This window comes from Cognatishimia sp. 1_MG-2023, assembly GCF_030548175.1.
In the GTDB taxonomy this organism is placed as follows: Bacteria; Pseudomonadota; Alphaproteobacteria; order Rhodobacterales; family Rhodobacteraceae; genus Cognatishimia.
This window is the reverse complement of record NZ_JAUORX010000002.1, coordinates 151,380-169,647: the sequence shown is the minus strand read 5'-3', so window position 1 is coordinate 169,647 and position 18,268 is coordinate 151,380. Positions and strand designations below refer to the sequence as shown.

Here is an 18,268-nt window from a genome sequence, read left to right as displayed (position 1 = left end):
GACCTGACTTAGGGGCAATGACCGGAGGACACTATGCCTGAACGCAATCCGGCGGCTTTAGAGTTTTTGCTCAACCGTCGCTCTCGCCCTGCTAAGACACTTACGACACCTGTGCCAGATCGCGCAGAGCTGGAGCCCATTTTAACCGCCGCGCTGCGCACGCCTGATCATGGCAAGTTGGAGCCATGGCGCCTGATTGTGCTGGAACGGGATGCATTGGCGCGGTTGGGCGATGTTGCGGGTGTTCAAGCCGCGGCTGCCAACCTGGGCGACGCCCAAATTGCCAAGGCGCGAAATCAGTTTGATATTGGGAACCTTGCGGTTGTGGTCGTCGAAAGCCCGGTTGCTTCGGACAAAGTGCCTGCGATTGAACAGACCTATTCGGCGGGTGCTGTGTGTTTGGCCCTGCTGAATGCTGCTTTGGCGGCGGGATGGGGTGCGAATTGGTTGTCCGGTTGGGCCACCCATGATCGCGGCTTTGTCCAAGAGGGATTGGGATTGGCCGCGCACGAACGTGTCGCGGGTATCATCCACATTGGCACTGAAAAAATGGCCCCTCCGGAACGTCCACGCCCGAACCCAGAGGATAAGATCACATGGCAATCAGCGTGATTTTCACGAGCTTTTTCAAAGCGCTGGGGCAAATCGGTGACAAGCGGTTTCGCAAAGTCTTTTGGCTGGGCATCATGCTGACCTTTGCACTGCTAATCGCCGCCTATGCGGGGTTATTGGGGTTTCTGCAATGGATCGGCGCACGTGACATCTTGGCGGGTGTCGTTGGCGATGCAAGCTGGTTGGGCGATGTGATCAACCTGACCTCGTTCTTTTTCATGCTGTTTATGTCGGTGTTCCTGATGGTGCCTGTGGCTTCGGCCATCACCTCGATGTTCTTGGACGAAGTGGCGCAAGCCGTCGAAGACCGCCACTACCCGCATTTGCCAGAGGCCATGAATGTGCCCTTTGCAGAGGCTGTGCGGGATACGATCAGCTTTCTAGGGCTATTGATTGTCGCCAACCTATTGGCACTAATCCTCTATGTGCTGATGCCGCCGCTCGCCCCCCTGATCTTTTGGGGCCTAAACGGTTTTCTGCTGGGTCGAGAGTATTACACCCTTGCTGCCATGCGTCGTGTAGGCCGTGAAAACGCCAAGGTGCTGCGCCGCAAACATGCGGCCACGATCTGGGCTGCGGGTATTTTGATGGCTGTTCCGCTGTCGATCCCGTTGATCAACTTGTTGGTGCCCATCTTGGGTGCCGCGACCTTCACCCACATCTACCATAGGCTTGATGGTCAGAAGTCGGCGCGCTACGCCCCCTCTTCATCTTTCTAAAAATACTCTGGGGTGAATTGAGCCATCGGCTCAAGAGGGGCAAAGCCCCTGCCCCGCTTTACTCGCTGACGGGCGGTAGGCGGTTCATCCAATCAAAGTCGCGCACTTCGATCGCGCCGCTTAGGATGATCCAGACCAAGATGCCCCAAATTGCAGCCGCAATGCCGGTCGTGATTAGGGCTTTTTTCTTGAGGTTGTGATGCGCTGGCGCGCCTGCATGTGTGCCGGGCACGATCTCGCCCACGTCACCTTGGGTTTGCAAACGGACCGGGATGACCATCAAAAAGGTCAAGAACCATAGCACGGCATATAAAACGATGGCTGAGGTGATCGACATAAGCGCTCCTGAAGTTGCGCTTCTTCCCTACGGGGCAAAGGCTGCCCCGGCAAGGGGCAGCCTGTCACAGGTTGGTCAGATCAGACCTGTTCTAGCTCGACAAGACAGCCGTTGAAGTCCTTTGGGTGCAGGAACAGAACGGGTTTGCCGTGGGCACCGATCTTTGGTTCACCGCTGCCTAGAACGCGCGCGCCTGTGGATTTCAGGTGATCGCGGGCGGCAAGGATGTCGTCCACTTCGTAGCAGATGTGGTGAATGCCGCCGGCTGGGTTCTTTTCCAGAAAACCGTTGATCGGGCTATCGTCCCCCAGTGGGTACAGCAATTCGATCTTGGTGTTGGGCAATTCGATGAACACCACGGTCACGCCGTGATCAGGTTCGTCTTGTGGGGCGCCGACATTGGCACCTAGGGCATTTTTATACTGCGCAATCGCGGCATCAAGGTCCGGGACGGCGATCGCAACGTGGTTCAAACGGCCAATCATCTGGCTCTCCTAACGTAATCCTTAAGTGCGCTTGTTATGGGCTGGCGTCGAAGGCCTGACAAGCGACAGGGCGTCGCGGCTTTAAGGAACTGTTAGCCAAACGCGGTCTAACGTTACGTCTAAACCGACACACTTGATCGTTAGAACTGGAGGTCGCTATGGATGAGTTTTCGCCTTTCACCCCTGCCACTACCCCAACGGCACGTCGTCCCTTATTGGGTCTGACTGTCTTGGCGGTTGAGGACAGCCGATATGCCAGCGATGCGTTGCGATTGATATGTTTGAAAAGTGGGGCACGGATACGGCGGGCGGATTGTCTGAATTCTGCGCGGCGGCATTTGAAGGTGTATCGGCCAACGATTGCGATTATCGATCTGGGGTTACCGGATGGGTCGGGGCTGGATTTAATTCGCGATCTGAATCAGGTCTCGCCACGGGTTTCGGTTATATTGGCCATGTCGGGTGACACGCATTTGGCCCATGCGGCGCGGTCAGCGGGGGCGGATGGGTTTCTGGCCAAGCCGCTGACCTCTTTGGCGGCGTTTCAAACGGCTGTGTTGTCGCAACTGCCTGCGGATCGTCGCCCATCGGGGCCGCGACCGATGACGCATGACGAGGTCTCGCCGGACCCGATTTCATATGTGGATGACTTGGCCCATGCCGCGGATGTTTTGGGCGACAGCCAGACGGACAAATCTATCGCCTATGTGACGCAGTTTCTGTCCGGTGTCGCCTCTAGCGCGGGGGATCGGACGCTGCATGCTGCAACCGAAGAGTTGATACAAAGGCGGGCGCGTGGCGATTTGGGGCGCGCGAGTTTGCAACGTTTGGCAGGTATGGTGCAAGACCGGCTGGACAATCGTCAGGCGGTCTAAAGCAAAAGACCCGGGCTGCTGCCCATATCCAGACCTGCAAAGACATCTCGCTCGAGTGCGGATTGCGGGATGCCAAAGCTGTCATGCATGGCCCAAGCGGCCCATGTGCGCACGTCGCTTGTCGGCATGAGGTCTCGATCTTGGTAAAGGTCGGTTGGACCAAGGCCTGACCATTGGCCATAGACGCGGCCCCCTTTGATCGCGCCGCCTGCCATGATCATCGTGCCGCCAGTGCCGTGATCTGTTCCCTTGGTTCCGTTTTCGCGCACGGTGCGGCCAAATTCGGTCATGCATAGAACCGTGGTTTGTTGCCAGATGCGCGGGCCCATTTTGTCGCGCAGTTGCAGGATGGTTTCAGATAGCCGTTTGAGTGGCGTGTTTAACCCGCGATGTTGGTTGGCGTGGGTGTCCCATCCGCCAATGGAAAAAGACGCGATGCGGGTTTCTTGTTGCAATTGTTCAGCGGCAAAGTCAGCGATTTTTAAATGCGGTTTGCCTTTGCGGGCGGCTTGGGCATCGGATTGCATTTCATCCATCATGCCGCGCATACCTTCGCCTTCGATGTCAAAGGTGACGGAGTCGCCATCTGATCCAGCAAGGGCAATTGCCTCTGCCATGGCGGCGCCCATCGCGGGATCGCTTTGCATGGTCAGTTCTAGCAATCGCAAGCCTTGGGCGCTGAGGGTTAGGTCCACTTCGGGGGACCAATTGGACACGGGGGCGTCGCCGGTGAGCAGCAACATGTCCTCGCGGCCAAGGGCGAATGCGGTGCGTTCTTGCGCGCCGGGGAGATGGGGCAACATGCGGTTGAGCCATCCGGTGCGGTCGCCAAGGTGAGCAAGTTCGGCGGTGCCGGCCTCTAGCAGGTCTTGGCCATCAAAGTGGCTTCGTTTGTCACGGTATGGGGTCGATGTGGCTTGGACAAAGCCAAGCTCGCCCTTTTTCCAGAGTGGCATGAGGTCTTTGAGCCCTTTGTGCATGCCGTGGAAATCGGTGAGTTGGACGTTGTTTTTCTGGTCTGCGGCAAGGTTCGGGCGCAGCGCTTTGAAATGCGGATCGCCCCAAGGGCGCAGAACGTCAATGCCATCCATCCCGCCGCGTAGGATGATCACCACAAGGCGGCGATCACCGGGGGCCGAGGCCATGGTGACGGGTGTTAGCAAGGGGCTGGCGGCGGCGGAACAGCCCAGAACGGCAGCTTTGGTTAGGAAACCACGGCGCGATAAGGTCTTTGTCATGGTCGGCTCCTATTGGCGTTGAAAGGCTGGGGAGGACAGGACAAGGGCGATGCCCTCCCACCTGTTTTCGGCGGCTTCGGCGGCGAAACGGACATCCTGGGGCAGACGGTTGCCCAGCGCTGCGGAGGCAAAGGCCCGCGGATCGGGTAACGTGCGACGCAGCGCCTGTGGGGCGGCCAGCGCCCATTGCAGGCGCGCGGCCATGAATTGCGGGGTGATCCAGTGGTTGTTTTCCTCGGGCCAGCCATCGGGGCCGGTTGGTTTTTCCCAAGGTTGGCCCATAATTTGCAGAGGAATGTAGAGCGCATTGCGCAGCTCTTTTTCGCGGGTGCGGCCAAGGTATTGATCGTTGATCTCTAGCGCACGCAGGGCCGTGGCGATGAAATCGAGTGGCAGTTTGACGTTTTGCGCGGTGGTTTGCCAGCTAGCAGGATGTGTGAGCATTGCCTCGTAGACGGGCATCAATGCGCCGTCGTTGTCCAGATAGGCGGTTTCCATGGCTGCGATTAGCGCCGGATCAGGTGTGTCGCTGATAAAATGCCGGGCCAGTTTTGAGGCAATGTGGCGGGCTGTGACGGGGTGGCGCGCGAGGGCGCGCAGGGCTGCGTGGATGTCTTCGACTTGGGCTGTGTCGCTGCCATATGCGGAGCCTAAGACGGTTTCGGCACCCGGTTCAGCGAGGTTTTTGTTAAAATTAAACGCGCCCTCTTTGTTGTAGGTCATGCCGGTGAAAAGTTCGGCCAATTGGCGTACGTCGTCTTGGCTGTAGGGGCCGCCGACGCCCAATGTGTGCAGCTCTAGCACTTCGCGGGCGAGGTTTTCGTTAAGGCCTTTGGTTTGGCCTTTTTTCTGCGCGCGTTTGCCCGCGGGGCTGTTGGGGCCGATTGAGATATTCTGATCAAGGTAATGCAGCATCAACGGGTGTGTGACGGCGGCGATCAGGAGGTCTTCGAATTTACCGGTGATGTGCGGGCGGATTGCACTTTCGATATAAGGCGAGGTGGACCATTTGATGATCATCACTTTGCCATGGGCGGTGAAGTGATCGCCCCAGAAAAAGGCGAGGCGTTCGCGTAGGCCGGTTTCTGTGTGGATGCGGCGCAAGAGCGCGTTGCGGAAAAAGTCAGCATAGGCAGAGCGCGCGGATTTTACGAGCGCTTTGCGTTCTTTGTCTGCTTTATCGCCAACGGGCGTGCCGCGGTTTTTGTTGCGGGTCCGACGGGCCAGATTAAAGGCTGTGATGCGGGGGCGGAATTCGTCAAAGGACTCGATTGGAAAGCGGGCGGCCATCGCGTCTGGGCCTGTCAGGCCGGACAGCATGTCAGCCACTGATGCGGGTGGCGCGATGCTTGGCGATAGACCTGTGCCAAAGCGGATATCTGCTATCTCTGGTTCGAACATTGACGCCTCTGCTGCTTTGTTTTCGCTGAGTATACGCGGTTATACGCGTGGGCGTCGAATTTCCGTCGAAAACTTTAGGAAGATGGCGAGGGTTTGCCGAGCGCACAAAAAAGGGGGCCGCGAAGACCCCCGATTTCGTCATTATGTGATGCGCTTAGTCTTGTGGGATAACCCGCAAGCCCAATTCCATCAGCTGATCGCTGTGTGGATCGGATGGAGCGTTCATCATTAGGTCTTCGGCGCGTTGGTTCATTGGGAACATGACCACTTCGCGGATGTTCTGCTGATCGGCCAGCAACATCACGATGCGGTCCACACCTGCGGCACAACCTGCGTGTGGTGGAGCGCCGTATTGGAATGCGTTCACAAGGGCACCAAAGCGTTTTTCAACTTCTTCTTTGCCGTAGCCCGCGATTTCAAAGGCTTTGAACATGATTTCTGGTTTGTGGTTACGTACCGCGCCAGAGACGAGTTCGTAGCCGTTACATGCCAGATCATACTGGTAGCCTAGGACTTCGAGTGGATCGCCGTTGAGTGCGTCCATACCGCCCTGTGGCATTGAGAATGGGTTGTGTTCAAAGTCGATTTTGCCGGTTTCTTCGTCTTTTTCGTAGATTGGGAAATCCACGATCCATGCGAAGGCAAAGCGATCTTTGTCAGTCAGGCCCAATTCGTCGCCGATCACGTTACGGGCGCGGCCTGCAACGGGTTCGAAGGCTTTTGGTTTGCCGCCAAGGAAGAAGGCCGCATCGCCAACACCTAGACCAAGCTGCTGACGGATGGCTTCGGTGCGCTCTGGGCCGATGTTTTTGGCCAGAGGACCGGCTGCCTCCATGCCGCCTTCGACTTCGCCGGATTTCAGCAAGGCCTGTGCTTCTTTGACTTTGATGCCAAGTTCTTGGGCAACAGAGTCCGCTGTTTTTTCGCGCCAGAAGATGTAGCCCATGCCAGGCAGGCCTTCTTGTTGGGCGAATTTGTTCATGCGGTCACAGAATTTGCGGGAGCCGCCTGTTGGGGCTGGGATGGCGCGGATTTGCGTGCCTTCTTGTTCCAGCAGTTTAGCGAAGATGGCAAAGCCGGAGCCTGCGAAATGCTCGGACACAACCTGCATTTCGATTGGGTTCCGCAGGTCTGGCTTGTCAGAGCCGTATTTCAGCGCTGCTTCTTTGTAGGAAATCTGTGGCCATTCGCTATCGACCTTACGACCGCCACCGAATTCTTCGAACACGCCTTGTAGAACTGGCTGGATGGTGTCGAAGACGTCCTGTTGTTCTACAAAGCTCATTTCGAGGTCGAGCTGGTAGAAGTCGGTTGGGGAACGGTCAGCGCGTGGGTCTTCGTCACGGAAGCACGGCGCGATTTGGAAGTATTTGTCAAAACCCGCAACCATCATCAGCTGTTTAAACTGCTGTGGGGCCTGTGGCAGGGCGTAGAATTTGCCCGGGTGCAGACGAGATGGCACGAGGAAGTCACGCGCGCCTTCAGGGGACGATGCTGTGATGATTGGTGTTTGATACTCGCGGAAGTCTTTTTCCCACATGCGTTTGCGCATGGACATTACAACGTCTGAACGCAGCTTCATGTTTTCCTGCATCGCTTCGCGACGTAGGTCGAGGAAGCGGTATTTCAGGCGCGTTTCTTCTGGGTATTCTTGATCACCAAAGACCATCAACGGCAGTTCGTCCGCTGCGCCCAGAACTTCGAGGCCACGAATAAAGACTTCGACTTCGCCAGTTGGGATGGCTTTGTTCACAAGGCTTTCGTCACGGGCTAGCACGTTGCCTTCGATCTTGATGCACCATTCGGAGCGCACTTTTTCAAGCTCTGCAAAGACTGGGCTATCTGGGTCAGCCATGACTTGGGTGATGCCGTAATGGTCGCGCAGGTCGATGAACAGCAGGCCGCCGTGGTCGCGTACACGGTGCACCCAACCAGACAGGCGAACGGTTTCGCCTACGTTAGATTTGTTCAGCTCTGCGCAGGTGTGGCTGCGGTAGGCGTGTGTCAGGTCTGCCATGCGTCTGGGCCTTTCATCGGGCATCTCGGAAGGCGCGTCGAAAACGCGCAAAATCAGTCTGGGGTGATACACCTTTTGTACGCGGCGAAGTCAAGCGGTGTATGGGGTTTGGCCACTAAAATGGCCCTATGACCGCGTGAATGCGCGCCGATTTGGGGGCTAAATCGCGAAAAACTTTACAAAAGCGGTTTATTTTTTGCAGACTTACTGTTGGGAGAGAGCCGACGGGACGCGCGACAGGTCGGTTGTTTTGTTCGGAGGGAACGTATGTGGACGACGTTATTTCTGCGCATGATGAGGCGTTTGATCAAACGCGGCGCATTAGAAATCACCTTGCCCGATGGGCGTATTGAACGGTTTGGCAGCGGTGATCCGGTTCGGATTGCGCTGAAGGACCCGAGTTTGCCGAGGCGCATTGTGCTGAACCCTGAATTGGCTGTGGGTGAGGCATATACAGATGGCACCCTGACGATTGAGGGCGATGACCTATACGGGTTGATCACCTTGGGGGTGCGCAACTTTTCACTAGGTACCGGACATGGCGCGGAGCGGTTTATTGGGCCGTTTCTGAAATACATTCATCAGTTCAACCCGATTGGACGTGCCCGGCAGAACGTGGCGCATCATTATGACCTGTCAGGTGAGTTGTATGATCTGTTTCTGGATATGGATAAGCAATATTCCTGCGCCTATTTCCGCGATCCGGCGATGACTTTGGAAGAGGCGCAAGTTGCCAAGAAAGCGCATATTGCAGGTAAGCTGATGCTAGAGCCGGATATGCATGTTTTGGATATTGGCTGTGGTTGGGGCGGGATGGCGCTGACGCTGGCGCAGGATTACGGTGTGCGGGTGACGGGCGTGACCCTGTCGCAAGAACAACAAGCTGTGGCGATGGCACGGGTGCGAGAAGCCGGGCTGGAGGGGCGTGTTGATATTCGTCTGCAGGATTATCGCGAGTTGAATAAGCGGTTTGATCGGATTGTGTCTGTTGGGATGTTTGAGCATGTGGGCGTGCCGCATTATCGCGAGTATTTCGACCATGTGCGGCGTAAGCTAACCAAAGATGGCGTGGCATTGATCCATACAATTGGACGCGCAGCACCGCCTGCGCGGACCAGCCCGTGGATCAACAAATACATCTTTCCGGGCGGGTATATTCCGTCGATGTCAGAATGCACCAAGGCGATTGAAAAAGAGCGTTTGTGGGTGACCGATGTTGAGGTGTGGCGGCTGCATTACGCAGAAACGTTGAAGCATTGGCATGACCGGTTCATGGCGCGCATTGATGAGGCGCGCGAGCTTTATGATGATCGGTTTTGCCGGATGTGGCGGTATTATCTGGTTGGCAGCGAGCTGACGTTTCGATTGCACCGGCAATGCGTGTTTCAGTTTCAACTGACACGGCGGCAAGATGCGGTGCCTTTGACCCGAGATTACTTGTATCGCGGCCAAATGGATGCTGCGCGACAGGAAGCCGCGCAGTAGCCGGTTAGCGTTTCCAGAAACGTTTGGATTTGGGCTTTTGCGCCTTCAGGTGCTTTTTCAGTTCCGTGTAACCGCCGATTTTTTCACCGTCGATAAAGATCAATGGGGTGGTGGTGATGTGGTGCTTGTCTTTGAAGGCATCCGTCGCTTTGCGTGACCGCAAGATGTGTTCATCAATCTCAAAGCCATTGCTTTTCAAAAGATCACGCGCTGCGGTGCCGTATCCACAAGTGTAGTCAGGCAAATCCATCCGGTAGAGAGTAGCTTTGGGCATAAGTCAGTTTCCTTGTTCCGGCATGACTTAGGCATTGGCGATGCTGGCTCAAGGTGTGGGGCGGACACGTTGCCGTGCGGTTTGTTACGAAAGTTACGACGAGGCCAGTTTGGCCCCGATCAGGCCGCGCAGAGAGTTTCCGACATGGATGGCATGGGCACGGCCTAGGGTTTCTAAAGAGATTGGGGCCTCGGTCGCTTTGCCTTGGTCCAACAGGCTTTGACGTAAGATGCCGGGTAGCAGTCCGCAGGAGAGCGGTGGGGTGATGATTTGGCCATCTTGCTGGGTGACGAAAAGGTTGGTGATCGTGCCTTCGCAGAGTTCATCACGTTCGTTGAGGAACAATAATTCGTCGATGCCTTGTGGGAGCTTGGCGCGAGCATCGTCATAGATCGCGCGTTGGGTGGATTTATGGGCAAGCCACGGGTCGGTTGAGGCAAGGCGTGTGTCAGCGATTGCGAGCGTCCATGTGCCTGCGACCGGAGTCATAGGGGTGCTGGTGAATGCAAAGCCTTCTTCGCCGAGGGTGAGACGGCAACGAAGTGGTTGGTCGCCTTCGACTTGGAGTTCGTAAAGCGCGTGGGCTTCGTCGTAGGCAAAGCCCAGCAAAAATGCGGAACGCGCCATCCGGGCAAGGTGGAGATCGAGGTGGCGAAAGCCGTCCTTTGGCGTCCAGCCAAAGGTTTCGATCAGTTGCGTTCCACTTGGAATGCTGTCGCGTAGCGGGCTTTCCATAGGGCTTCCTCGTATTCAGATGGGCCGGTGCTGTCCCAGACAACACCGCCACCGACGTTTAGGGTGGCTTTGCCATTCTCTACCATCAGGGTGCGGATCGCGACATTGAAATCGCTGCGGCCATCTGGGGCGAGCCAACCGATAGAGCCACAATAGATGTCACGCGGCCAAGGTTCGAGATCACGGAGGATTTCCATGGCGCGCAGTTTCGGTGCGCCGGTGATTGAGCCGCATGGGAAGAGTGCATGGAAAATGTCGCCGACAGTGGCGGTTGGTTTCAGTTGGGCCCGCACGAGCGAAACCATTTGATGCACGGTTGCGTAGCTTTCGATTTTGAAAAGCTCTGGCACCTTGACCGAGCCGAGTTCGGCCACACGGCTGATGTCGTTGCGCAAGAGGTCCACGATCATCAGGTTTTCGGCGCGGTTTTTTTCGTCAGCTTGCAACCAAGCGATCAAACGCGCGTCTTCTTCGGGGTCTTCGGATCGGGGTTGCGTGCCCTTCATCGGGCGGGTTTCGATCATGCCTGAACTGTTGGTGCGAAAGAACAACTCGGGTGACCGGCTGAGCAAATCTGGCAGGTTGTCTTGTAGCACCATGGCACCCTGCCCGACGGGTTGGCGGGTGGTGAGGGCGGAATAGAGGGCTTGGGATGTGCCAGTGTATTCGGCATCCATCGGGAATGTTAGATTGGCTTGGTAAATGTCACCTGCGCCGATGAAGGCGTTGACGATTTCGTAGGCCTGTTCGTAACGGGGCTGGTCCCAGCGTGGTTGGGGTTGTGTTAGGCTAGCGTCCCCATGCGTTAGCGCGCGGACACCCGGACCTGCGTAGACGCCGAAGCAGATCAGCGGCAGACGGCGGTTTTCTGGCATGAGCGGCGCGAGTTTCGGTTCCAGCGCGTAGCCAAGTTCGTAGGTCGCGTAACCCGCAAGCCAGCGTCCCGAGTCGCGGATGGCTTGCATGGCATCCAATGCGGCGGGCACCTCGGCGGCGGTATGCGCCATGATCATGTCGCTGGGCGCATCAAACCAAGTGCCTGCCCCCATCGGGCCCTGATCAAAGCGAATCTGCACGCGGTGCTCCTGTTGTTCGTCGTGAAATTGATATACTCTGCCCGCAATATCTATGCAGCAGGGAAAACGCGCATAAAATTTGCTAGCCAAAGTTGTGTTATGACGCTGCAGAGCGGCGAAGCGTCCAGAATTCGCGTAGACCCCCTTGCACCTTGCCTTCTGATGTCTATAACCCACGACAATTTGCGCCCGCGGTGAGTCTGCTCACCCCTACCTCTGAGGTCTGCCATGCCAAAAAGAACTGACATCCAATCCATCATGATTATCGGAGCCGGCCCTATTGTTATCGGCCAGGCTTGTGAATTTGACTATTCCGGTGCCCAAGCGTGTAAAGCGCTTCGCGAAGAAGGCTATCGTGTCATTCTGGTGAATAGCAACCCAGCGACGATCATGACCGACCCTGGTTTGGCGGATGCCACATACATCGAGCCGATCACGCCGGAAGTTGTGGCGAAGATCATCGAAAAAGAGCGCCCAGATGCGTTGTTGCCAACCATGGGTGGTCAGACGGGCCTGAACACATCCTTGGCTTTGGAAGAAATGGGTGTGCTGGAAGAATTCGGCGTAGAGATGATCGGCGCGACACGCGACGCGATCGAAATGGCCGAAGACCGCAAATTGTTCCGCGAAGCGATGGATCGTCTGGGCATCGAAAACCCGCGTGCGTCTATTGTGACCGCGCCGAAGAAAGACAATGGCGAAGCCGATTTGGATGAAGGCGTTCGTTTGGCATTGGAAGAGCTGGAAGACATCGGTCTGCCAGCCATCATTCGCCCAGCCTTTACCATGGGCGGCACAGGCGGCGGTGTTGCGTATAACCGCGAAGACTACATGCACTTCTGCCGCACAGGTATGGATGCGTCACCAGTGAACCAAATTCTGGTCGACGAAAGCCTGTTGGGTTGGAAAGAATTCGAAATGGAAGTGGTCCGCGATAAAGCGGATAACGCCATTATCGTTTGTGCGATTGAAAACATTGATCCGATGGGTGTGCACACCGGTGACTCGATCACTGTGGCCCCTGCCCTGACGCTGACTGACAAAGAATATCAGATCATGCGGAATCACTCTATCTCTGTTCTGCGCGAGATCGGGGTTGAGACCGGTGGTTCAAACGTGCAGTGGGCTGTGAACCCGGCTGATGGTCGTATGGTCGTTATTGAGATGAACCCACGTGTGTCACGCTCTTCTGCGTTGGCGTCTAAAGCGACTGGTTTCCCGATTGCGAAGATCGCGGCGAAGCTGGCGGTTGGCTTTACACTGGACGAGTTGGACAACGACATCACCAAAGTGACGCCTGCGTCCTTTGAGCCGTCGATTGACTATGTGGTCACTAAAATCCCGAAATTCGCATTCGAGAAGTTCCCGGGTTCTGAACCATATCTGACAACAGCGATGAAATCTGTTGGTGAAGCTATGGCGATTGGCCGGACGATCCATGAGTCATTGCAAAAAGCATTGGCGTCTATGGAATCTGGCCTGACCGGTTTTGACGAGATTGAAATCGAAGGCGCGCCAGAGCATTCCGCAATTGTGAAAGCGCTGTCCAAGCAAACACCGGATCGTATCCGTGTGATCGCACAAGCAATGCGTTTGGGTCTAAGCAACGATGAAATCCACAAGGTCACCATGTTTGACCCGTGGTTCCTTGAGCGTATTCGCGAGATCATTGATGCTGAAGAAGGTGTGCGTAAGAACGGCCTACCGCTGGATGAAAAAGGCCTGCGTCATCTGAAGATGATGGGCTTTACCGATGCACGTTTGGCGACCCTGACGGGCCGTGACGAAGACAACGTAGCACGCGCGCGGCGGAACCTTGGTGTTAAGGCCGTGTTCAAACGGATCGATACTTGTGCCGCTGAATTCGAAGCGCAAACTCCGTATATGTATTCCACATACGAAGCGCCTGTGTTTGACGAAGTGGAGTGTGAAGCACGCCCATCTGATCGCAAAAAGGTGGTTATTCTGGGCGGCGGTCCAAACCGGATCGGCCAAGGGATTGAGTTTGATTACTGCTGCTGCCACGCCTGCTATGCGCTGACAGATGCGGGTTATGAAACCATCATGATCAACTGTAACCCAGAGACAGTGTCGACCGACTATGACACCTCTGACCGGTTGTACTTTGAGCCGCTGACCTACGAACACGTCATGGAAATCCTACGTGTTGAGCAAGAAAACGGCACGCTGCATGGTGTGATTGTTCAGTTCGGTGGTCAGACACCACTGAAACTGGCGAACTCGCTGGAAGCGGCGGGCATTCCAATTCTGGGTACAACTCCAGATGCGATTGACCTGGCCGAAGACCGTGAGCGTTTCCAAGAGTTGGTGAACAACCTTGGCCTGAAGCAGCCGCATAACGGTATCGCATCCACTGACGCACAAGCGTTAGAGATTGCGGAAGAAATTGGCTTCCCGCTGGTTATTCGCCCATCCTATGTTCTGGGTGGTCGCGCGATGGAAATCGTGCGCGATATGGGTCAGTTGGAACGTTACATCAACGAAGCGGTTGTTGTTTCTGGTGATAGCCCAGTTCTGCTGGATAGCTATCTAGCAGGCGCGACGGAGCTGGATGTGGACGCATTGTGTGACGGCAAAAACGTGCACATCGCGGGCATCATGCAGCACATCGAAGAAGCCGGTGTTCACTCTGGTGACTCTGCGTGTTCCTTGCCGCCATACAGCCTGTCTGACGAGATCATCGCAGAGATCAAAACACAAACCAACGCTTTGGCGCTGGCGCTGAATGTTGTTGGTCTGATGAACATCCAGTTTGCGGTTAAAGATGACGAAATCTTCTTGATCGAGGTGAACCCACGGGCGTCGCGGACTGTACCGTTTGTTGCGAAAGCCACTGATAGCGCGATTGCGTCGATTGCTGCGCGCTTGATGGCGGGTGAGCCACTCAGCAACTTCCCAGAGCGTCCACCATATGACGAAGGTGCAGACATCAGCGCGCCACAGCCGATTGCAGATCAAATGACTTTGGCTGATCCGATGATGCCTTGGTTCTCTGTCAAGGAAGCTGTGATGCCATTCAACCGGTTCCCGGGTGTCGATACGATCCTTGGCCCAGAAATGCGGTCAACCGGCGAAGTCATGGGTTGGGATCGCGATTTTGCGACAGCGTTCCTAAAGGCGCAAATGGGCGCTGGCATGGTTCTTCCGAGTGAAGGCAAAGTGTTCGTATCAATCAAAGATGCAGACAAAACGCCGATGATGTTGGAAGCCGCGCAAATCCTGGTTGGCTTGGGCTTCACACTGGTCGCGACGGCTGGCACGGCGAATTGGCTGAGCGAGCAGAACGTTGCCTGTGAACGGGTCAACAAGGTCTACGAAGGCCGCCCGAACATCGTTGATATGTTGAAAAACGGCGAGATCGCCTTGGTTATGAACACCACCGAAGGCGCACAAGCTGTCGAAGATAGCCGCGATATCCGTGCGGTGACTTTGAACGACAAGATCCCGTATTTCACGACGGCTGCGGCCTCTCATGCTGCGGCATTGGCGATCAAAGCGCGCAACGAAGGTGAGATCGAAGTGCGTGCCCTACAGGGCTAAGCGCTTTGACATAGTGATTGAAATTGGGGGGCTTCGGCCTCCCTTTTTCGTTTATGGCTGATAGCCAAGCAACATGACGATAACGGGCACCGGCGCGACGGCGAGCGCTGTGGCGATGCAGAATCCCAATGGCGAAAAGAGTCGGCTCATCCCGGCAAAAAGCGCGATGCCGCCACCGCCGCCCAAGACGACGTTGCCGGGCATGTTCAGCACGACAATCATCGCCAAATACCGGTTCTTTAATAGAAATGAGACAACCCTGCCCGAGGATCGACTGAGCAGGTAGTCGCGGCGTTGGTTGGGCGTCATTTCATCCGTCTGGCGCACCAATACTGCGGCACGTTTCATCCGCAACGCCACAAAGAGGCGAATTAAGGTGGTCTTGGGAACCAGTTGGCCCGCGCCAAAGGCGATCCATAGGGCAAGCACCATACACAGATAGACAAGCACAGCGATCCGCCCGCCAAAGACCATCATCAAGGCAAAGCCAATTTCCGCTCCGGGCACGAAGGGCAATGCCGAAGCCAGCATGTAAATTGCTGCAACGGCAAGCACCATCAAACTAAAGGGCTGCGCCGCGCCTCCGGGGACATGGACCCATTGCGGAATGGTTTTTCCCAGCAAGAATCCACTACCCAATAACAGCGCGTAAAACAGAGCGCCCCAGATCCAATGTCTTTTCATTGGACCAGCATAGACTGAAATGCGCGTGCTACCGAAAAAACTTTGTGTGTCAGCACTATGCGCGGCGCAGAGATAGCCAAACGCCACCAAGAACCAAAAGCGCTGCTATGGCAAACTTAAATGTGATCGGCTCATCCAAAAAGATAAGCCCCCCGGCCGTCGCGATAATCGGGACCGTCAATTGCGCAACGGCTGCGCGGCTGGCGCCAAGGGCCGGTAAAACCGCATACCATAGAGCATAGCCCAAGCCAGATGTTACTACGCCTGACACCACAGCAAGAAACACGCCTGTCCCGGTGTAGGCCTGAGTATCCGTAGTCAGAAATCCCAAGGCCATCACGCCAAATGGCACCGCCAGAATAAAGTTCATGGCCGTCGCCTGTGTCGCATCGCTTTCATGACGTCCAACCAGAGAATACACGCCCCAACCGAAACCCGCGAAGATCATGGCGGTCATATGCGGGACCGATAGGGCCGTACCTTGCCCCGGCCATAAGAGCCAGACCAAGCCCGCAAAGGCCAATGCCGCCCCAGCCCAGCGATTGCTGGGTATGGCTTCTTTCGCCAGAACAGCGGACATGAACATCGTGATCTGTACCGTCCCGAACAACAAAAGCGCGCCAACACCTGCATCAAGCGATTGATAGGCAATGGAAAACCCAAAGAGATAAATCAACAGGCTTGCGACGCCAAAAAACCGGTTAGCGCCGCCAATCTGAAAGCCTCGTCTTTGCCATGCGACAAGTGCAGCCAAGGCCAAAGCGCCCGCGGCCAAACGCACGACAGCAAAGAGGATGGCATCCATTCCGCCATCAACAATAGCCATACGGTTCAAAACGGAATTGGCCGCAAAGGCCAGCATGGTCAATATTGTCAAAAGTAAAATGCGCATCGCAAACTCAAGTTGGGGCAGACTCGCGCGACACTGATCTATCGCATTTCAAGGCGCAACAGAAATTACCAATCCATCGCCCACAATTGCGCGAGGCATCTGGTCTTTTCCTGATCAAAATACCTTCGCCGAAGGCTTGTTTGCAGCGCAAACAAAAAAGGGGCCGCGCAAAGCGCAGCCCCAATGTCTTCCAAATGGAAGGCGATGATTACATCATGCCGCCCATGCCGCCCATGTCAGGCATTGCAGGTGCGCCGCCGCCGTCTTTGGATGGTTTGTCAGCGATCATCGCTTCTGTTGTGATCAACAGACCTGCAATAGACGCCGCGTCTTCCAACGCAGTACGTGTCACTTTTGCAGGGTCGATAACACCAAAGGAGAACATGTCGCCATACTCTTCAGTCTGTGCGTTAAAGCCGAAGGACACGTCGTCGCTTTCGCGAACTTTGCCAGCAACAACCGCACCGTCAACACCGGCGTTCTCAGCGATCTGACGCAGAGGCGCTTCGATTGCTTTAGAAACGATTTTGATGCCTGCGTTTTGGTCAGCGTTTGCGCCTTCTAGGCCGGCAAGTGCTTTACCAGCTTGAACCAGAGCAACACCACCACCAACGATAACACCTTCTTGAACCGCTGCGCGGGTCGCGTTCAGTGCATCGTCAACGCGGTCTTTGCGTTCTTTAACTTCTACTTCAGTCATGCCGCCAACGCGGATAACAGCAACACCGCCTGCCAGTTTGGCAACGCGCTCTTGCAGCTTTTCACGATCGTAGTCAGATGTTGTTTCTTCGATCTGAGTGCGGATCTGAGCAACACGTGCTTCGATCTCTGCTTTATCGCCTGCACCGTCAACAACAGTTGTTTCGTCTTTGGTGATGGTAACTTTTTTCGCAGTACCCAGCATGTCCATTGTGACGTTCTCAAGCTTCATGCCGATGTCTTCGGAAATCACTTGGCCGCCAGTCAGGATCGCGATGTCTTGCAACATGGACTTACGACGATCGCCGAAACCAGGTGCTTTAACAGCTGCGATTTTCAGACCGCCGCGCAGTTTGTTCACAACCAGAGTTGCAAGCGCTTCGCCTTCAACATCTTCTGCGATGATCAGAAGAGGCTTCTGAGACTGGATCACTTGCTCGAGCAGTGGAACCATTGGCTGCAAAGAAGACAGTTTCTTCTCGTGCAACAAGATCATGCAGTCTTCGAGGTCTGCGATCATTTTGTCAGGGTTCGTCACGAAGTAAGGGGACAAGAAGCCACGGTCGAACTGCATGCCTTCAACAACATCAGTTTCTGTTTCCAGACCTTTGTTCTCTTCAACGGTGATAACGCCTTCGTTGCCAACTTTTTGCATCGCATCTGCGATTTGCTGGCCGATTGCGGATTCGCCGTTTGCAGAGATTGTACCAACCTGAGCAACTTCAGCAGAGTCTTTTACTTCGCGAGACGCGTCTTTCAGGCCTTGAACAACTTTTGCAGTCGCCAGGTCGATGCCGCGCTTTAGATCCATTGGGTTCAGGCCAGCAGCAACCTGCTTCAGACCTTCTTTAACGATGGCTTGTGCCAGAACAGTCGCGGTTGTTGTACCGTCGCCTGCTTCGTCATTGGTACGGGAAGCAACTTCCTTAACCATTTGTGCGCCCATGTTCTCGAACTTGTCTTCAAGTTCGATCTCTTTCGCAACGGAAACACCATCTTTGGTGATACGTGGTGCGCCAAAAGATTTATCAAGAACAACGTTACGGCCTTTTGGGCCCAGTGTTACTTTAACTGCGTCTGCAAGAACGTTGACGCCGCGCAGCATTGCATTACGCGCGTCGGTGTCAAATTTGACTTCCTTAGCCATTGTAATAGCTCCTAATTCTTAAAAATTCTGT

The 18,268-nt window shown here is 55.4% G+C and carries 16 protein-coding genes; 5 read left to right on the top strand and 11 right to left on the bottom strand.

Annotated elements, in window-relative coordinates:
* The first annotated feature begins 33 nt into the window (after positions 1-33).
* Both Q4544_RS03810 and Q4544_RS03805 read left to right on the top strand, forming a co-directional pair.
* The gene (locus tag Q4544_RS03810; protein WP_303504157.1) at positions 34-612 is read left to right on the top strand and encodes a nitroreductase family protein; all 579 of its coding nucleotides are present in this window, start codon (positions 34-36) and stop codon (positions 610-612) included.
* The gene (locus Q4544_RS03805; protein WP_407063031.1) at positions 609-1,331 is read left to right on the top strand and encodes an EI24 domain-containing protein; all 723 of its coding nucleotides are present in this window, start codon (positions 609-611) and stop codon (positions 1,329-1,331) included. The genes Q4544_RS03810 and Q4544_RS03805 overlap by 4 nt, the downstream gene beginning before the upstream one ends.
* A gap of 58 nt (positions 1,332-1,389) precedes the next feature.
* Here Q4544_RS03805 and Q4544_RS03800 read toward each other — a convergent pair whose 3' ends face one another.
* Together Q4544_RS03800 and mce are read right to left on the bottom strand one after the other, a co-directional pair.
* On the bottom strand, positions 1,390-1,668 hold the full coding sequence (locus tag Q4544_RS03800) for a DUF1467 family protein (RefSeq protein WP_303504155.1): 279 nt from the start codon (positions 1,666-1,668) through the stop codon (positions 1,390-1,392).
* Between the two features lie 80 nt (positions 1,669-1,748).
* On the bottom strand, positions 1,749-2,153 hold the full coding sequence (mce, locus tag Q4544_RS03795) for a methylmalonyl-CoA epimerase (protein ID WP_303504154.1): 405 nt from the start codon (positions 2,151-2,153) through the stop codon (positions 1,749-1,751).
* 158 nt (positions 2,154-2,311) lie between these two features.
* Here mce and Q4544_RS03790 point away from each other — a divergent pair, with 158 nt between their 5' ends.
* On the top strand, positions 2,312-3,028 hold the full coding sequence (locus Q4544_RS03790; RefSeq protein ID WP_303504153.1) for a response regulator: 717 nt from the start codon (positions 2,312-2,314) through the stop codon (positions 3,026-3,028).
* Here the strand turns inward: Q4544_RS03790 and Q4544_RS03785 are convergent.
* The 3 genes from Q4544_RS03785 to aspS form a co-directional block, all read right to left on the bottom strand.
* Positions 3,025-4,266 carry a DUF1501 domain-containing protein gene (locus tag Q4544_RS03785; protein ID WP_303504152.1) on the bottom strand — a complete coding sequence of 414 codons (1,242 nt, stop codon included), beginning with the start codon at positions 4,264-4,266 and terminating at the stop codon, positions 3,025-3,027. The two genes, Q4544_RS03790 and Q4544_RS03785, sit on opposite strands and share 4 nt — an antisense overlap.
* A gap of 9 nt (positions 4,267-4,275) precedes the next feature.
* A complete protein-coding gene (locus Q4544_RS03780; RefSeq protein WP_303504151.1) occupies positions 4,276-5,667 on the bottom strand; it encodes a DUF1800 family protein in 1,392 nt (463 codons plus the stop codon).
* Between the two features lie 154 nt (positions 5,668-5,821).
* Positions 5,822-7,684 (bottom strand): aspartate--tRNA ligase, encoded by a 1,863-nt coding sequence (gene aspS / locus Q4544_RS03775; RefSeq protein ID WP_303504150.1) that lies wholly within the window; start codon positions 7,682-7,684, stop codon positions 5,822-5,824.
* Positions 7,685-7,951: 267 nt separating this feature from the next.
* Here aspS and Q4544_RS03770 point away from each other — a divergent pair, with 267 nt between their 5' ends.
* The gene (locus tag Q4544_RS03770) at positions 7,952-9,169 is read left to right on the top strand and encodes a cyclopropane-fatty-acyl-phospholipid synthase family protein (RefSeq protein ID WP_303504149.1); all 1,218 of its coding nucleotides are present in this window, start codon (positions 7,952-7,954) and stop codon (positions 9,167-9,169) included.
* A gap of 4 nt (positions 9,170-9,173) precedes the next feature.
* On the opposite strand, the gene Q4544_RS03765 is transcribed toward Q4544_RS03770, so the two are convergent.
* The 3 genes from Q4544_RS03765 to Q4544_RS03755 form a co-directional block, all read right to left on the bottom strand.
* Positions 9,174-9,443, bottom strand: coding sequence for a glutaredoxin (locus Q4544_RS03765; protein ID WP_303504148.1), 270 nt, complete (start codon positions 9,441-9,443; stop codon positions 9,174-9,176).
* A gap of 93 nt (positions 9,444-9,536) precedes the next feature.
* Complete coding sequence (locus Q4544_RS03760) at positions 9,537-10,178, bottom strand: aminotransferase class IV family protein (protein ID WP_303504147.1); 642 nt, start codon at positions 10,176-10,178, stop codon at positions 9,537-9,539.
* Positions 10,133-11,254, bottom strand: coding sequence for an aminodeoxychorismate synthase component I (locus tag Q4544_RS03755; protein ID WP_303504146.1), 1,122 nt, complete (start codon positions 11,252-11,254; stop codon positions 10,133-10,135). The genes Q4544_RS03760 and Q4544_RS03755 overlap by 46 nt, the downstream gene beginning before the upstream one ends.
* 228 nt (positions 11,255-11,482) lie before the next feature.
* On the opposite strand from Q4544_RS03755, the gene carB reads away from it, so the two are divergent.
* Positions 11,483-14,815, top strand: a complete 3,333-nt coding sequence (gene carB / locus Q4544_RS03750; RefSeq protein ID WP_303504145.1) for a carbamoyl-phosphate synthase large subunit — start codon at positions 11,483-11,485, stop codon at positions 14,813-14,815.
* 51 nt (positions 14,816-14,866) lie between these two features.
* Here the strand turns inward: carB and Q4544_RS03745 are convergent, their stop codons facing one another.
* The 3 genes from Q4544_RS03745 to groL form a co-directional block, all read right to left on the bottom strand.
* Positions 14,867-15,499, bottom strand: a complete 633-nt coding sequence (locus Q4544_RS03745; RefSeq protein ID WP_303504144.1) for a hypothetical protein — start codon at positions 15,497-15,499, stop codon at positions 14,867-14,869.
* Positions 15,500-15,554: 55 nt separating this feature from the next.
* Complete coding sequence (locus tag Q4544_RS03740; protein WP_303504143.1) at positions 15,555-16,391, bottom strand: DMT family transporter; 837 nt, start codon at positions 16,389-16,391, stop codon at positions 15,555-15,557.
* A 208-nt stretch (positions 16,392-16,599) separates the two neighbouring features.
* A complete protein-coding gene (gene groL / locus Q4544_RS03735; RefSeq protein ID WP_303504142.1) occupies positions 16,600-18,237 on the bottom strand; it encodes a chaperonin GroEL in 1,638 nt (545 codons plus the stop codon).
* Positions 18,238-18,268: the final 31 nt, after the last annotated feature.

Coding starts and splice junctions, on each gene's coding strand:
- Q4544_RS03780 (WP_303504151.1), bottom strand. CDS start 5,667: ATGTTCGAACCAGAGATAGCAGATATCCGCTTTGGCACAGGTCTATCG.
- Q4544_RS03785 (WP_303504152.1), bottom strand. CDS start 4,266: ATGACAAAGACCTTATCGCGCCGTGGTTTCCTAACCAAAGCTGCCGTT.
- Q4544_RS03800 (WP_303504155.1), bottom strand. CDS start 1,668: ATGTCGATCACCTCAGCCATCGTTTTATATGCCGTGCTATGGTTCTTG.
- Q4544_RS03740 (WP_303504143.1), bottom strand. CDS start 16,391: ATGCGCATTTTACTTTTGACAATATTGACCATGCTGGCCTTTGCGGCC.
- aspS (WP_303504150.1), bottom strand. CDS start 7,684: ATGGCAGACCTGACACACGCCTACCGCAGCCACACCTGCGCAGAGCTG.
- mce (WP_303504154.1), bottom strand. CDS start 2,153: ATGATTGGCCGTTTGAACCACGTTGCGATCGCCGTCCCGGACCTTGAT.
- carB (WP_303504145.1), top strand. CDS start 11,483: ATGCCAAAAAGAACTGACATCCAATCCATCATGATTATCGGAGCCGGC.
- Q4544_RS03810 (WP_303504157.1), top strand. CDS start 34: ATGCCTGAACGCAATCCGGCGGCTTTAGAGTTTTTGCTCAACCGTCGC.
- Q4544_RS03760 (WP_303504147.1), bottom strand. CDS start 10,178: ATGGAAAGCCCGCTACGCGACAGCATTCCAAGTGGAACGCAACTGATC.
- Q4544_RS03770 (WP_303504149.1), top strand. CDS start 7,952: ATGTGGACGACGTTATTTCTGCGCATGATGAGGCGTTTGATCAAACGC.
- groL (WP_303504142.1), bottom strand. CDS start 18,237: ATGGCTAAGGAAGTCAAATTTGACACCGACGCGCGTAATGCAATGCTG.
- Q4544_RS03745 (WP_303504144.1), bottom strand. CDS start 15,499: ATGAAAAGACATTGGATCTGGGGCGCTCTGTTTTACGCGCTGTTATTG.
- Q4544_RS03765 (WP_303504148.1), bottom strand. CDS start 9,443: ATGCCCAAAGCTACTCTCTACCGGATGGATTTGCCTGACTACACTTGT.
- Q4544_RS03790 (WP_303504153.1), top strand. CDS start 2,312: ATGGATGAGTTTTCGCCTTTCACCCCTGCCACTACCCCAACGGCACGT.